Origin of the sequence: Pedobacter sp. GSP4 (genome assembly GCF_051857575.1) — a bacterium.
GTDB lineage: Bacteria > Bacteroidota > Bacteroidia > Sphingobacteriales > Sphingobacteriaceae > Pedobacter.
Map to the genome: position 1 here is coordinate 363,614 of NZ_JBPZIR010000005.1, position 14,931 is coordinate 378,544.

At 39.4% G+C, this 14,931-nt stretch carries 14 protein-coding genes; 6 read left to right on the forward strand and 8 right to left on the reverse strand.

Features of this window, described 5'->3' with window-relative positions; all coding sequences use genetic code 11:
* Positions 1-9 precede the first annotated feature (9 nt).
* The 3 genes from ACS5PU_RS15610 to ACS5PU_RS15620 are packed head-to-tail and all read right to left on the reverse strand — an operon-like array spanning position 10 to position 2,909.
* Positions 10-972 (reverse strand): AAA family ATPase, encoded by a 963-nt coding sequence (locus ACS5PU_RS15610; protein WP_439460086.1) that lies wholly within the window; start codon positions 970-972, stop codon positions 10-12.
* A gap of 5 nt (positions 973-977) precedes the next feature.
* A complete protein-coding gene (locus ACS5PU_RS15615) occupies positions 978-2,336 on the reverse strand; it encodes a foldase protein PrsA (RefSeq protein WP_439460087.1) in 1,359 nt (452 codons plus the stop codon).
* Positions 2,337-2,393: 57 nt separating this feature from the next.
* Positions 2,394-2,909, reverse strand: coding sequence for a hypothetical protein (locus ACS5PU_RS15620; protein ID WP_439460088.1), 516 nt, complete (start codon positions 2,907-2,909; stop codon positions 2,394-2,396).
* Positions 2,910-3,085: 176 nt separating this feature from the next.
* Here ACS5PU_RS15620 and ACS5PU_RS15625 point away from each other — a divergent pair, with 176 nt between their 5' ends.
* On the forward strand, positions 3,086-3,739 hold the full coding sequence (locus tag ACS5PU_RS15625) for a hypothetical protein (protein ID WP_439460089.1): 654 nt from the start codon (positions 3,086-3,088) through the stop codon (positions 3,737-3,739).
* 71 nt (positions 3,740-3,810) lie between these two features.
* Entirely contained in the window at positions 3,811-4,383 is a 573-nt protein-coding gene (rdgB, locus tag ACS5PU_RS15630) for an RdgB/HAM1 family non-canonical purine NTP pyrophosphatase (RefSeq protein ID WP_439460090.1), read from the forward strand.
* 128 nt (positions 4,384-4,511) lie between these two features.
* Here the strand turns inward: rdgB and ACS5PU_RS15635 are convergent, their stop codons facing one another.
* Positions 4,512-6,878: an OstA-like protein gene (locus ACS5PU_RS15635; RefSeq protein ID WP_439460091.1), complete on the reverse strand. Its 2,367-nt coding sequence runs from the start codon at positions 6,876-6,878 to the stop codon at positions 4,512-4,514.
* 65 nt (positions 6,879-6,943) lie between these two features.
* On the opposite strand from ACS5PU_RS15635, the gene tilS reads away from it, so the two are divergent.
* From tilS to ACS5PU_RS15655, 4 genes are all read left to right on the forward strand, one after another.
* Entirely contained in the window at positions 6,944-8,275 is a 1,332-nt protein-coding gene (gene tilS / locus ACS5PU_RS15640) for a tRNA lysidine(34) synthetase TilS (protein ID WP_439460092.1), read from the forward strand.
* Positions 8,276-8,764, forward strand: coding sequence for a hypothetical protein (locus ACS5PU_RS15645; RefSeq protein ID WP_439460093.1), 489 nt, complete (start codon positions 8,276-8,278; stop codon positions 8,762-8,764).
* A 133-nt stretch (positions 8,765-8,897) separates the two neighbouring features.
* Entirely contained in the window at positions 8,898-10,040 is a 1,143-nt protein-coding gene (gene bshA, locus ACS5PU_RS15650; protein WP_439460094.1) for an N-acetyl-alpha-D-glucosaminyl L-malate synthase BshA, read from the forward strand.
* 172 nt (positions 10,041-10,212) lie between these two features.
* Positions 10,213-10,659, forward strand: coding sequence for a KTSC domain-containing protein (locus tag ACS5PU_RS15655; protein WP_439460095.1), 447 nt, complete (start codon positions 10,213-10,215; stop codon positions 10,657-10,659).
* Between the two features lie 70 nt (positions 10,660-10,729).
* Here the strand turns inward: ACS5PU_RS15655 and ACS5PU_RS15660 are convergent, their stop codons facing one another.
* From ACS5PU_RS15660 to ACS5PU_RS15675, 4 genes are all read right to left on the reverse strand, one after another.
* Positions 10,730-11,461, reverse strand: a complete 732-nt coding sequence (locus tag ACS5PU_RS15660; protein ID WP_439460096.1) for a phytanoyl-CoA dioxygenase family protein — start codon at positions 11,459-11,461, stop codon at positions 10,730-10,732.
* A 4-nt stretch (positions 11,462-11,465) separates the two neighbouring features.
* Positions 11,466-11,960: an SRPBCC family protein gene (locus tag ACS5PU_RS15665; RefSeq protein WP_439460097.1), complete on the reverse strand. Its 495-nt coding sequence runs from the start codon at positions 11,958-11,960 to the stop codon at positions 11,466-11,468.
* A gap of 11 nt (positions 11,961-11,971) precedes the next feature.
* Complete coding sequence (locus tag ACS5PU_RS15670; RefSeq protein ID WP_439460098.1) at positions 11,972-13,081, reverse strand: lactonase family protein; 1,110 nt, start codon at positions 13,079-13,081, stop codon at positions 11,972-11,974.
* A 232-nt stretch (positions 13,082-13,313) separates the two neighbouring features.
* A complete protein-coding gene (locus tag ACS5PU_RS15675) occupies positions 13,314-14,840 on the reverse strand; it encodes a pseudouridine synthase (protein WP_439460099.1) in 1,527 nt (508 codons plus the stop codon).
* Positions 14,841-14,931 lie beyond the last annotated feature (91 nt).

The following is a 14,931-nucleotide window of genomic DNA, read 5'->3' on the forward strand; positions in this document are numbered from 1 at the left end:
AGCTAATGGCTACAATAAATCTTTAATGATTTTTTCGATAGATAGACCTTCGGCCTCTGCGCGGTAGTTGCGTACAATACGGTGGCGCAAAATAGGCTCAGCAACCGCTTTAACATCTTCGATATCCGGAGAGTATTTGCCGGTTACGGCGGCGTGGCATTTGGCGCCCAACACCAAAAACTGCGAGGCCCGCGGACCTGCACCCCAGCTGATGTATTTGTTCACCGCATCGGTAGCAAATTCAGTGTTCGGGCGGGTTTTGGCAGCCAGTTTAACAGCATATTCTAAAACATTATCCGTAATGGGAATGTCGCGTATCAATTTCTGAAAATATTGGATATCATCGGCATGGATGATCTTTTTTAGGGCAGTAGTTTTATTGCTTGTGGTGTTTTTTACAATGTTCAATTCATCTGCAAAAGCAGGGTAATTTAGTTGGATATTGAACATGAAACGGTCTAACTGGGCTTCGGGCAGGGGATACGTTCCTTCCTGCTCAATAGGGTTTTGCGTAGCCAGAACGAAAAAAGGTTTTGGTAAAATATGTGTTTGGCCAGCTGCCGTAACCGATTTTTCCTGCATGGCCTCTAACAGCGCTGCCTGGGTTTTAGGTGGGGTACGGTTAATCTCATCAGCGAGGATTATATTAGAAAAGACAGGCCCTTTTATAAATTTAAAGTGCCTGTCTTCTCCTAAAATCTCAGCGCCAATAATATCACTTGGCATCAAATCTGGTGTAAACTGGATGCGGTTAAAATCAAGATCTAAAACTGATGCTACAGTTTGTACAAGTAAAGTTTTAGCTAATCCTGGTACGCCAACCAACAAACAGTGACCGTTACTGAATATGGCGATTAAAACAGATTTTATGATGTCATCCTGTCCAACTACTACTTTGCTTATTTCGGCTTTAATGTTGTTGAATGATTGATGAAGCGCATCAACAGCTTCTACTTCGTTCTTATACTGCATTGGTATTATTTTGCGGCTGTGGTTTTAGTCCAGATTTTTAATTCATCGCAGGTATTAAATTCGTCGTCTATTTTAATGTAAGTGCTTTCACGACGTTTCTCAAACCATTCGCTTAAAGTACGATTAATTTTATCACTTTGTGCAGCATCTCTGATTTTTGGAAAATCCTGAGTAAGATTGGCTTTGTGCGGAGGTATTTTCGATTTTAGGTATAAAATGCGGTAACCTTGTTTGCCATCAGCTGCGGTAAATAAATCTGGTTTAGAAATGCCACCCACTTTCATGCTATCGATTACCAAAAACACAGATGGATCCAATTTATCAACCGGGATAAAAGTACTTCTTGCCTGAACGTTTTCGGCATTAAGCATCATACCGCCATTGTATTTGGTTTCTTTATTATCTGAATATAAGTTTGCAGCAGCAGCAAAGCTTAATTTTTTACCGATGATGTTATTATAAATACTATCGGCATGAAGTTTTAAGCGGGTTAAACTTTCTGGTGTAGTTTTAGGCATAATTAAAATGTGCCTAACGTGAACCTGCTCCCCTCTACGCTCTAAAACCTGTAAAAAGTGGAAACCATAATCTGTTTCGAATACTGGCGAAATTTCTCCGGCTTTTAATTTAAAAGCCCAGGCAGTAAATTCTTTAACCATGGTATTTCTATCAATAAAGCCATAGTCACCACCATCTGCAGCAGAACCTGGATCTTCCGAATAGGTTTTTGCCAAAACGCCCATGTCTTCGCCGCTTTTAACCCTTAACCTTAAGGCTTCAATTTTATCGCGGAATTTCTGTTTTTCTGCCCTGGTTAACTGCGGGTTTAAAATTACCTCGCCAACCTCAACCTCGGTATTAAATTCAGGGATACTATCACCTAATGATTTGAAGTATTTTTCAACTTCCATTGGGGTAACGTTGATGTTCTCTGTAATTTTTTGTTGCATTTTTTGTGCAATCAGCTCATCTTTTACCGATGGTCTGATCTCATCTTTATACTGCAGAACAGATTTGTTTAAGAACTGCTCCAAACGTTCCTGTCCACCGGCACGCTGCATGCTGTAGCGCATACGCTTGTTTACCTCATCATCTACCTGGCCGTCTTCAACCATTACCGAATCGATTTCGGCCTGTTGCTTAAGCAGTTTCTGTGTAAGGGTCTGTTGTAAAATCTTACATTTAATTTCTTCGTTGGGCGGGTTTCCCTGGTAAAGATATTGTGTGTATTGTTGGTTTAAATCAGACAGTAGGATAATATTACTTCCTACCACAGCAGCAACTTTATCTACAGTGTGCTTTTGCGCGAAACTGTTTAAAAACAGGCAAATTAAAGCGGTTGCTACTAAAAAAACTTTCTTCATTCTATTTATTATATTTTGCAAATTTAATACTTATCTACTATCAAAAAACAGGTTTAATTATAACTTGGCAAGCTTTTTAAGCTCATTTTCGTTAATCTTGGTCTGGTATTTTTGTTTAAGGCCCTTTAGCCAGTTTTCTTCTAAACTCTGTTGGTAATCGGCAATTACTTCGCCCCTAACATCATTTAATGGTTTATTGTAACGCTGTTTGTTTCTATTGTAAAAATCGTTTATGGCCTGTTCATCTTCCTGTGCCCTGTTCCATATTTTCTGTTCAGAAACATTAAACATGAGTACGCCTTCACGGTATTCGTTTAATAAAAAATCGTGGTCTTTGGCACTCGTTCCCGCTTTTTTGTGGGTTGATAGTGCCTCTTCATAATTTTTTACTTCTTCCTGGTAACCAGGGCTTCTGTCCAGCCCCATATCCCGGGCGTCCAAAACCTTAAGCTTAAAATTTATATATAAGTTTAAATAGGCCTGTAGCGTATCAAATGATGCGCTTACATTCCCATTGTGGCTTTTTTTGTATGCCCACAGAAACTCTTTGGCACTTATTGATTTACCATTCACTACAGCAACGTTTTGTGCAAACGAAATACTATAAATAAAGCTGAAAACAAATAAGCAATAAGCTTTTCTCACGCAGAGCAGTCTATAAATTTTAAGGGATAAAAGTAACAATTAGCGACGCTATTATAAGATATTTAACTAATTTTAACAGAAATTATTATCACACAAAAATACGAATGGAAAACCAGCTTACCAACAATGCGAATGCTTTACGTTTATTTTTTACCGAAGAGGTTTTTTTGGTGAAGGATGAAAGCGTAGAAATTCTGCCTTTGCGTAACGCTGAGCCTGTTTTTGTGCCCGAAAATGTTTCGTCAGTAGCTGAAAAAGAATTGAATATAACGGAAGAAGTCATACAGATTCCTGAAATTAAGCCTACCCAAACGCCAAAAGTTTATCCTCAAACTCCTGAAATTCCGCATATTGTAGCCGAACCACAGGCGCCAAAAACATTTAAATTTTTAGGTGGAAATAAAAAATCGGTGCTTATTCTGGTTAACGATGAACTGCACGATGTAAGTACCGAACAGGGCCGCGAACTGCTGAGGAAAATTGTTAAAGCGGTAGATCTGGGAACACCCGATTTCGCCATTTTAAATTATTCAAATTATAAGGGTACTGATTTTACTGAGCTTTATAATTTTTTTAAACCTGTTACCATGCTATCTTTTGGAGTAGAGATTGCACACCTGAAACTCAATCTAATCTGGCAGAATGAAATTATCGTTCATGGACCTACCAGAATAATTTTTGCGCCTAACCTGCACCACTTAGACAGCGATATTACCGCTAAGAAATTACTTTGGGGCAACCTGCAGAAAATTAAATAGCACTTATAGTGTCAATTACTTGGCATCAAGATGTCTAGCTCTATATCCTAAACTTTTACCTCTTTTAAAAAATGAAAAAACTTGTTTTTGCTACCAACAATCAACATAAAACCGACGAGATCCGTTTAGCGCTTGAAGGTAAATATGATGTGCTTAACCTGGAAGATATTGGTTGTTTTGTTGATATTCCGGAAACAGCTGATACTTTTGAAGGAAATGCCAGCTTAAAAAGTGCTTATGTGGTTGAGCATTTCAATTTAGACTGTTTTGCCGATGATAGTGGTTTGGAGGTAGAAGCACTGGATAACGAACCTGGTGTTTATTCGGCAAGGTACTCCGGAAGCCGTGATAGTTTGGAGAATATTCAGCTCGTATTGAAAAAATTGGAAGGAAAACAGAATAGAAGGGCAAGGTTTAAAACTGTTATTTCTTTAATGAAGAACGGTGAGCGGCATATTTTTGAAGGGATAATTGAGGGAACTATCAGAGAACGCTTATCGGGCTTGAAGGGCTTTGGTTACGATCCTATATTTCAGCCGGATGGTTACGATATTACCTTTGCAGAAATGGATATGGCCAAAAAAAACCAGATTAGCCATAGGGCAATTGCCTTGAAAAAGATGCTCGGGTTTTTGAAGGGATAATATATCAAGGTTTACCCGATTAGGTTTTTAATGAAGGGTTATTTAGATTGCAGTATAGAAAACTTTGAGTTTTAATAAAAGATTTCTCCATTCCGCCATGCTCCAGTCGAAATGACGGCCGCACTTATTTACATTTTAACACCAGCTTTTTTCACCTGAACAGTATCCTTTTTTACCTGAACACTGTCTTTTTTTGGTAATATAGGTTTAATGCTAAAGTTGGCGCTATCTGCTGGTTTTGTTTGCGGTAATTTCTTCTGCAGGTTTAAACTATCTTTCACTACAGTAATTTTGGGGCTAGCAGGCACTGTTGCTGCCGTTGGTTTTGTAGCCGGACTAGCCGTTTTTGCACCTGCAATTGTTTTACCCGCCGCTGTTTTTGGTTTTGCTTTGGGCTTAGCTCTTCCAGCCGAGCCAATGGCGTCTTTTTTAGATTTTGGCCGCTCTGTTGGTTTCCATGAAAAGCCTTTTAAAACATGATCCTTTGCAATTTCGTTCTCAGGATTTAACGCACCTTCCACACCTTTAATGTAAACAATATCTTCGATGGCGTTTTCCTTATCCTTAAAAATAAATTTAATCCTGCTGCTCAGTGTCTGGTTCATTTCCTTGTACACTTTGGTGCTGTCATCCTGTGTATAATAAATGCTCTCTGCATTGCCATCAACATATAGGTTTTTAAATTTCCCGTCTTTGAAAAAGCCGGTCATCAGCCTTCCTTTTATCTGGTTGAACCTTAATGAATCTTTTGGTGTATTTACCAAAAAAGCATTTCTAAAAGCCTGTAAATTATTCAGCTTTTTATTCTTGAACTGCACAAAAATGGTATCGCCAACCTGCTGCGAACCTTCCGACCAGATGATGGGATTACTATAACAACGCAAGGTAGAATCGGCGCTGGTGTAAAAAAGACTATCGGTTTTTGCCTGGATATTGGTTTTGAAAATCTTAACTCCATGGTATGCTTTAATAATACGGGCCTGAACGGTATCTGCAGGGTTAAATTTAGTCGTATCGTTTTTCAAAGCACCAGGTTTTAAAGTACCTAAAGTTTTGGTTAAACTGTCCTTAATTCCAGGTTTTAGCACCTTTTTTGTCAGGCTATCTACTTTTATTTTCGAAGCATCTTTTATAATTGCAACAGGGTTGCCTGTTAGCTTTTTTGTTAAGCTATCCGTTTTAAGTTTCGGTAGGTTCTTAATAATAGAATCGGCCTTGTTCTTCAATACGTTGCCCTTTTGTAAGCTATCCGGAACAGCGAGGGGCAAACCTTTCCCAACCGAATCTACCTTTAATTTCAAGCTGTCGATATTATTGTCTTTAAGGAGATCAGCAGCATCGGCTTCGCCTTTATCCTTTTTGTTTTTATCTGCTTTTGTCTTTTTTGCCGAGCTACGTTTATTTCTTTCTTCTTTAGGGCTGGTTGGCACATCCGGTTTTACCTTTGGTTCTGCAGTACCCTTTTTTTCTCCTGTTTCTTCATCATCTTCGCCCACTTGGTTATCGGCCTTTATTGAAATTTTAGGGATCAGCTTTAACGTTTTCTGCAGCACCATCTGTGTTTCCAGCGTATCGGCGCCCATCCATAAGCTATCAGGCCTTTTTTTACCTTTTACCAATATCGAATCTTCCGTTCCGATGCCTAAATAAGCATTGCGGGTAACCAGTGTTCTTTGATCTGCTTTATAGTAATAGCCCAAATCGCCAAACATTTTCATTTTATCTTTCGTATCAGAAAAAATGATGTTTTTAACCGCTTTGCCGTAGCCAATTTTTCCGAAATAATATAAACTATCGCCTTTTAATGATCGTGTGCCCTGGGTATAAAGGTTTTTCTTTCCAAAATAGGCATCCTCGGTCATGGTATTATAAGCGCCATTCTCGGTATAAAGATTATCGTCTTTACCTTTAATATTGGTAGGACCATAAAAGTAGGTCCACTTGGTTTGGGTGTTGTAACGTAAAGTATCCGATTTAATGTTAACCTGCGGGGTAACCACCACCACATCATACCTGAAATACGAATCGTTGCTGGTGCTAAAATAATAGCCGTTTTTACTGGTGAGGGTTACTTCTTTATTTACAATTTTACCGCCACTGGTATAGGTTCCTATTTTGCTCAGTGTATTGTAATCTAAAATATTTGTGGTTAAAATCGATGTAGGATCGATCATTTTCACATTTCCGGTTAAATGCGCATGTTTTTTATTACCGTCATATTCCAGTTGGTCGGAGTAAATATCGGTGGTAAGCTGGTGGATATGTACGTTTTTAAAAGCTTCGAAATAGTTGCGCTCGCTGTAAAAAACGGCACTGTCGCAAGTTAAAGTTGCGTTATCTTGTTGAAAAACGGGGTTTCTTAAATAGCTGACTTTATTTTTAACATCGCCGGTTATTTTTGAAAATGAAACGATTTCAATTTTCGAAGCTGGTTGCTGGCCGAATAAAAATACCGGACTGATTAAAAGAAATAAAAAGACAAATAGTTTTTGCACACTACAAAGTTAGTTTTTTGTTCCGAACGTTCGGAATACCAGTTAAAATTAAATATTTTTGATGGATGTTACCCCTCCAGAAGTTTCGCGATTTTATTGAACAAGAACAGCTGTTTACTCAGGGTAACCGCATTCTTTTGGCCGTAAGCGGCGGTAAAGATTCGGTACTGATGTTGCATTTATTTAAGGCAATAGGCGTAAATATTGGTGTGGCACATTGTAATTTCAATTTAAGGGCCGATGAAGCCCAGCGGGATGAAGCTTTTGTTAGCCTTTTGGCCGGTAATTTGGAAGTTCCTTTCTACGTAACGCATTTCGACACAAAAAAATATGCTGCCGAAAATAAAATTTCTACGCAGATGGCCGCACGCGAACTGCGCTATAACTGGTTTGAAGAAGTAAGAAGCAGCGCCGGTTACGATTATATTGCCCTGGCGCAGCACCAGAACGATGCCGTTGAAACAGTTTTGATTAACCTTGCCCGCGGTACCGGAATTAGTGGCTTGCATGGTATTTTACCCAAACGCGATAAGCTGATCAGGCCGCTACTGTTTTTGGATAGGCAGCAGATCAACGAAATTGTTGAGGACAAGGGGATTGATTTTGTAGAAGACAGTTCCAATCTGAGCACCCATTACACCCGTAATAAATTAAGGCTACAGGTAATTCCACATTTGCAGGAGATAAACCCCAACCTCGAAAAAACATTCGCCGAAAATATAAGCCGCTTTGCTGAGATCGAAACTTTTTTGAATCTGCAGGTTGAAAAACTGGCGGCTAAAATCTTTAATAGGCGAACAGATGGCGTTTATATTGCTTTAGCAGAAATTGCCAAACTGAACCCGCAAAAATTATTGCTGTACGAACTGTTAAAGCCTTTTGGCTTTGGCGAAAATGTAGTACAGGAAATTTTGGATAGCCTAAAAGCATTAAGCGGCACCCATTTTTTCAGTGCCACGCATCAGGCCATTATCAATAGGCAGGATCTGGTTATTGTAGCGAAGAATATTGCTGTAGTAGCCAATCAGTTTATCCATCCGGCTACCGAAAATATTGTTTTTGCCAACGATGAAATCACCATGTCCTTTACCGATGAGCTGAAATTTGAAATTAACCCGAACAAGGCTTTTGTAAATGCAGATAAGCTGATTTTCCCTATGGTTTTGCGAAAATGGCAAAATGGCGATAAATTTATTCCATTAGGCATGCGCAACCCCAAAAAGGTAAGCGATTTTTTTATTAATGAAAAGGTCCCGTTGCATTTAAAGGCTTCAACACCCATTCTCGTTAATGGGAATGGTGAGATTGTTTGGGTTGTGGGCATGCGGCAGGATAACCGATATAAATTAACTACTGCAACCAAAAAAGTTGCTATATTCGAACTCAAAATTAAATAAGTGGAAAGCAGATACGCCTATATCGAAAAACAGTACATCGGCCGCGATTATGTCCGCATTTTTATCCGTTTAATTATGGCGGCTTTCTGTTTTGCTGCTTACGTTTACGAACGCGATCGTGACAATACACAGGATCTGTTCCTGGTTGTGGGTTTTGGGATTATTGGCGTTTCAATGTTATTGCTTTTTCTTATCCAATATAAAATTGTTGTAGACAATGGGAGTATGATATTGGATGGCTTATGGACTACCAAAAGGGTAAAAATAGACTTGAACAGTATTGTGGATGTGCGTAAAGATATCTACAGCCGTTACTTTTTTAATAACCCTGTATATAACCTCCATACCAAAGGTACCATCCGCTTTTATTCTTCGGGTAAAGATGCCGTGGTATTAACTGATAGGGATGGATTGGAATATTTTATTGGCACACAACGGCCAAATGAGCTTTTTTTGGTCATAAAAGAAGAAATGCGTAACCTGAAATAAAAACACCATATCAGTAATTCTTCACCTTCCTGCATAAAATATCTACTCAATATCTCGTCTTTTTTATTGCAATAGGCCGACACGCATTATAGATTAAAATGGGCTACATTTGCGGTAACAACAATACATTACGATGAAGATAGGAATTGTTTGCTACCCCACTTTTGGCGGTAGTGGAGTAGTTGCAACAGAACTTGGAAAGGCACTTGCTAACGAAGGGCACCAGGTTCACTTTATAACTTACAGTCAGCCGGCCAGATTGGATTTCTTCTCTGCCAACCTGTTTTATCACGAGGTTTCTGTAAGGGATTATCCGCTTTTCGATTACGCTCCATACGAATCGGCATTGGCCAGTAAACTGGTAGATGTGGTACGTTTTGAGCAGTTGGATGTACTGCATGTTCATTATGCTATTCCCCATGCTTCTGCGGCTTTTATGGCTAAGCAGATTTTGGCAAGTTACGGCATCCATATCCCTGTGGTTACTACACTGCACGGTACCGATATTACCCTGGTTGGGAAAGATCCTACCTATAAACCTGTGGTAACATTTTCTATTAACCAGAGTGATGGCGTTACTACCGTTTCGGAAGATTTAAAAGAAGATACCTATAATCATTTTGAAATTACCCAGGAGATTAAGGTAATTCCGAATTTTATTGATTTTAGCCGATTCAGTTTGCAGGCTAAAGATCACTTCAAAAAAGCAATTGCACCCAATAACGAAAGGATACTGATCCATACCAGTAATTTCAGGAAAGTGAAACGTACGGCAGATGTGATCCGGATTTTTGAAAAAGTACAGGCTGTAATTCCTTCAAAGTTACTGATGGTAGGCGATGGACCTGAACGGGTTTACGATGAGCAGCTTTGCAGATCGTTGAATATTTGCGAAAATGTACGCTTTTTAGGCAAGCAGGATGCCGTTGAGGAAATCCTCTCTGTTTCTGATCTTTTCCTGATGCCTTCAGAATCGGAGAGCTTTGGTTTAGCAGCATTAGAAGCCATGGCCTGTAAGGTTCCGGCCATTACAACCAATGCAGGAGGTTTGCCCGAGCTGAATGTTGATGGATTTTGTGGTTACATGAGCAACGTTGGCGATGTGGATGCGATGGCAGCCCATGCCATTGAAATATTAAAAGATGATGAAACACTCAAACGTTTCAAAGAAAATGCGTTTACAAGGGCGCAGGATTTTGACCTGAAAAAAATTCTTCCCATCTACATCAGTTATTATAAAGAGGTAATAGAAAAATCTTTGCAGGCTAAATATTAGTTTTAGTTTTAGCTATTGATATAAGTTTTGCAGTGTAAGCGCTGCAAAACTTTTTTGTATACAGTGAAATTTACCGGTTTTAAGTTTTGTCTGTCAACTTGTACATCTGCAATATTTAAGAAAACAAAACTTTCTCTAAATCAAATCATTATAAATCGTACCTTTGCGGCAAATGAAGAAAATAGTAGATTATAGAAAGCTGTTAAATGTAGATAAAACCGCTGAGCTTGCGGCGCTTAAGTCGGTTTATCGTACCATGATGAAAGAATGTCATCCAGATAAATTTCAGGTAGAAGAAGAGAAATTAGCAGCAGAAGCCAGGAGCAAAGAAATTATCGAAGCTTATCATTTCCTGGTTAGCATAGCACCCGAAACACGCGAACAAAATATAGAGACCTATACACAAACCATTACCAACTCAAATATTTTAGATTTCGAGTACAAACAATCGGTGTTGAATATCCAGTTTTTTGACGGGAGCGCTTACGAATATTTTGATGTGCCCAGAGCAATTTACATCAAATTGGTAAATGCAGATTCGCCGGGCCGTTTTGCACGCCGTCATATCTGTAATTCTTATCCTTACCGCAATGTAGCTAAAGTAGCAGAGCCTGCTTAAGCAGATTGATAAAATATAGGAGATGGCCAGTTGTTAAAGCTGGCCATTTTTGTTTCTCAGTAAGGTTTTTTTACAACTCGTATGATCCGAAATCAAGGTATTCAGACCACTGCAGTTCCTCTGGTAATGGCTGATTGCTGAATTCTAAATGGATAACCCTTCTTTTTTTATGGTTTGTTGTTCTGCTTGAACTGTGTAGCAGTAATGGCTTCATAATCATTACACCGCCACGGGCAACAGTACAGGTCAATTCTGTTTCAGTATCCCAATTAATGGTTTCAGGTCGGTAAATGCCCTTACTGTGCGAATCAGGAATTACCTTTAGCGCGCCGTTCTCCACGTTGGTATCATCGAGGTGGATACGGATAGTGAAATTTCCTGTCAATAAATCAAGTGGCGGTTGAACCGCAAACTGGTTATGTTTGTTTGTATAAGGACCAAAGCCTTCAATTTCTATCTTCTGGTCTACAGAAATAGTCAGGTCCTGGTGATAGGATACAAACCAGTTTGAGTTTTCTGGTTTATCAAAATATATTGATTTAACAAGGAAATAGCCTTTGCCAAAGAGTTGATCTATTATGTTTTTTAACCTGTTGTTAAATATCAGGGCAGTTGCTTCAGGAATCTCCTTTAAAAACTGGCGGATCGCAAAAAGATCATCTGGTTTTCGGAAAGTTTCTTTTGTCGTATCAACATTTGATATCACACTTAATATGGCTTTTACCTCCTCGTCCGAATATACATCTGAAATAACTGAAAACCCTACCTCGTTGATTTCCTTTTCTTTACCTGTTAAATCCATTCCCCTAATTGTTCAGCATAGGTTTAAAGCGGTTATCCTTGTTCCTTAAATCAAGGCCGCCTTCATATACCGATTTTAAATTAACCAGATAAAAACTCCAGCCATTGTGGCAACCTAAACGGATGTTTTTCATGGATGCATCATCAGTTGGGATATTTTGCTGGGTAAGTTCTACAATTACATATTCGTACACTGTGCTAAGTTTGATATCTACCAAACAATCGCCTGCAAAAGTAAATTGGAAATGATCTTTGCCGTTTGCCTCTGTTACCCGCCCATGCTCAATATCATCATACAGGTACCAAACCCATTTGTATTTGTCGCCTTTTAAAGTGTTCTGTGTTTTGCTTAACTTAAGCCCATTTTCATCCGCAAAGGCTGCGTCTGTCAAAAACCACTTTTCAATCTCGCTGGCCGTAGTCCAGGCATTATAAATGTCCTCAATTTTTGCTTTGATAGCTATTTTTAGCGTGAATTTGGTCCAATCGAAATTTTCCATGCCCGATTATATTAATCAAAAATCAAACATACCGGAGCGCCTACTTCAATCCGTTTGCCACTATCGGTTAATTTGCCTGTTGTTTTGTTGCGTTTAAAAATAACAACGTTGTTGGTATACTGATGTCCGATAAGCAAGAAGTTACCACTGGGATCAATAGAGAAGTTTCTTGGCCCTTTGCCCAATGTGCTTACCGTTTCAATGAATTTTAGTTTTCCGTTTGCTGAGATGGAGAATGCAGAAATGCTGTTCGCATCACCCCGGTTGGTTTCATATAAGAATTTTCCATCTGACGAAACATGAATGTCTGCACCATCAATTTTGCCGGTAAAATCTTTCGGGGTAGAGCCGATTTCCTGAATTTTGTTCAGGTTGCCGTTGGCATAGGCGAATACCGTAATACTACCATTAAATTCGTGTGCAAGGTAGGCGAATTTTCCGTTCGGGCTAAAGGTAATGTGCCTTGGGCCGCTGCCTGCATTGGTTTTAAATACCGATTTGCCGGTCAGTGTTTTATCTTTTCCGGCCGCATTGTATTTGTAAATATAAGTTTGATCTTCGCCCAGATCGTTAACCACTAAATATTTGTGATCTGGTGTGAATTTAACCATGTGTACATGTGCACTTTCTTGCCTGCCTTTTGGGTCGATACTTTTTCCGGTATGTTTAATTACCTGTACAGCCTCACTTAAAGATCCATTCGCATGGCGCGAAAATACAGCTAAACTACCACCCGAGTAATTGGCTACAATAACGTTTTTTGCATCAACAGTAATAAAGCAAGGGTCTGCACCGTGGCTATCCACCTTGTTCAAGAAAGTTAATATGCCGGTAGCAGCGTTATATTTAAAGGCGCTTACAGTACTGGCGTTTCCGGTTTCGTTAACCACGTATGCGTATTTTTTATCGGGAGAAACGGTAAGGTAGCTCGGATTGGCCGTGTTCTTTGTAATGCTTTTTAAAGTAGTTGCAGCTGTAGCGGTATTGAAATTGTAGGTGTAAATCCCTTCGCTTTTTCCAGGTGCGGTGTATGTGCCTATTAAAAGGTTATAGTTGGTTTTTTGAGCAAAAGTTAAGGTAGATAACAAAGTAAGCACGAACAATGAACTAATTTTTTTCATGAAAGAATGGTGTTGATTTTAAACAAATATGAGGAAAAATTTTAATGTAAAAGCGATAACTGTCATTCTGAACGCATTGAAGAATCTGTTATGGATTTGCACAGGAAACCAATGTATTCATTTGCCTTTTATCAAATAGGCATTCCTACCCCGTTGCGTAGAGATTCTTCACTGCGTTCAGAATGACAAACCGTATTCAATAAAAAAGGCAGCCTATTGGCTGCCTCATATATTATTTAATTAGGTGTTTGATCTGGATCAGTTCGTGATCTTCAAGATAACGCCATCTGCCGCGTGGCAAATCTTTCTTGGTTAAATTGCCATATACTACACGGTCTAATTTCTCAACGCTGTAACCCAAATGTTCGAAAATACGGCGAACAATTCTGTTTTTACCGCTGTGGATCTGGATTCCAATTTCTTTTTTTGTGCCACCGGCCACGTAAGAAATGTTATCGGGTTTAATTAAGCCATCTTCAAGCTCTAAACCGAAAGCAATTTTGTTTAAATCGCCCTGCGATAAAGCTTTGTTCAGCTCAACATTGTAAATTTTGGTGATACCGTTTTTAGGGTGCGATAATTTATCCGCTAAATCGCCATCATTTGTCATTAACAACAAACCAGTGGTATTGCGGTCTAGGCGGCCAACAGGGTAAATGCGTTCGCGGCTAGCCTTATCAACCAATTGCATTACCGTACGGCGCTCCTGAGGATCGTCGGTAGTGGTGATGTAATCTTTAGGTTTGTTCAATAAAACGTAAACTTTTTTCTCGCGTTTCAATAATTCGCCATTGTAACGAACCAGATCTTTAGCCGGATCTACTTTATGTCCAAGCTCGGTAACTGCTTCTCCGTTTACGGTAATAATGCCGGCAGCAATTAACTCATCGGCCTTACGGCGCGAGCAGATGCCTGCATTTGAAATATATCTGTTTAGGCGTATTAAGCCCTTATCTTCGTTTGTTTTGCGGCCTTGGGTAATTACAGTGCGCTCTGGGCGGTTAAATTCTGTATCCCTTGGCTGTGCTTCTTCACGCTTTCTGAACGGACGCGTATCGCCATCTTTCGGTTCTCTCGGTTTTACATCTCTTGAGCTTCCAGCACTTGGTTTGAAACCGTCTGATTTGCCTCTCGATTTGAAATCTTTGTAACCGCCTTCTCTAGGTTTGAAGTCTCTAGTTCCTCCGTCCTTTGATTTGAAGTCGCGACTGCCAGTTCTCGGTTTAAAATCTCTCGAATCTCCATCCTTAGATTTGAAATCACGTTCTCCTGTTCTTGGCTTATAATCTCTTGCTCCACCTTCTCTCGGTTTAAAATCTCTATCTCCTGTTCTCGGTTTGTAATCTCTTGAACCACCATCTCTCGATTTGAAATCACGGTCGCCTGTTCTTGGTTTGTAATCTCTTGAACCACCTTCTCTTGGTTTAAAGCTGCGGTCTTCAGATCTAGAATCTTTGGATTTAAACTCGCGGTCTCCAAATTTGAAGCTTTGTGGTTCCGAATCTTTCGATTTGAAATCACGTCCACCTGTTTTTGGCCTGAAATCTTTTTTGTCTCCGAAAGATTTAGATTTGAAATCTTTACTATCTGCGCTTCTAGGTCTGAAGCCTTCTTTTGAATCGGATGATTTTTTGAACTTGCTATCTCTGTCGTCTGATTTTCTTCTGTCAGATCCGGCAGCATTGCTTCTGCCTTCTGTTTTCCGGCTGCCCGGTTTGGACTTGTCATCCCGACTGTTCCTGTTGTTTTTATTTATCATGATACGCTTTTAACCACATTAAAAATGCGGGCTGCAAATTTAAGAATAATTGGTGAACATAACAATTTTAAGAGCGGAAAAATCAGATAAA

What these genes read in the sequence shown, in the direction of transcription:
- ACS5PU_RS15665 (WP_439460097.1), bottom strand. Translation starts at nt 11,960, where the DNA reads ATGGAAAATTTCGATTGGACCAAATTCACGCTAAAAATAGCTATCAAA.
- ACS5PU_RS15610 (WP_439460086.1), bottom strand. Translation starts at nt 972, where the DNA reads ATGCAGTATAAGAACGAAGTAGAAGCTGTTGATGCGCTTCATCAATCA.
- rdgB (WP_439460090.1), top strand. Translation starts at nt 3,811, where the DNA reads ATGAAAAAACTTGTTTTTGCTACCAACAATCAACATAAAACCGACGAG.
- ACS5PU_RS15660 (WP_439460096.1), bottom strand. Translation starts at nt 11,461, where the DNA reads ATGGATTTAACAGGTAAAGAAAAGGAAATCAACGAGGTAGGGTTTTCA.
- ACS5PU_RS15655 (WP_439460095.1), top strand. Translation starts at nt 10,213, where the DNA reads ATGAAGAAAATAGTAGATTATAGAAAGCTGTTAAATGTAGATAAAACC.
- ACS5PU_RS15675 (WP_439460099.1), bottom strand. Translation starts at nt 14,840, where the DNA reads ATGATAAATAAAAACAACAGGAACAGTCGGGATGACAAGTCCAAACCG.
- tilS (WP_439460092.1), top strand. Translation starts at nt 6,944, where the DNA reads ATGTTACCCCTCCAGAAGTTTCGCGATTTTATTGAACAAGAACAGCTG.
- bshA (WP_439460094.1), top strand. Translation starts at nt 8,898, where the DNA reads ATGAAGATAGGAATTGTTTGCTACCCCACTTTTGGCGGTAGTGGAGTA.
- ACS5PU_RS15625 (WP_439460089.1), top strand. Translation starts at nt 3,086, where the DNA reads ATGGAAAACCAGCTTACCAACAATGCGAATGCTTTACGTTTATTTTTT.
- ACS5PU_RS15615 (WP_439460087.1), bottom strand. Translation starts at nt 2,336, where the DNA reads ATGAAGAAAGTTTTTTTAGTAGCAACCGCTTTAATTTGCCTGTTTTTA.
- ACS5PU_RS15670 (WP_439460098.1), bottom strand. Translation starts at nt 13,081, where the DNA reads ATGAAAAAAATTAGTTCATTGTTCGTGCTTACTTTGTTATCTACCTTA.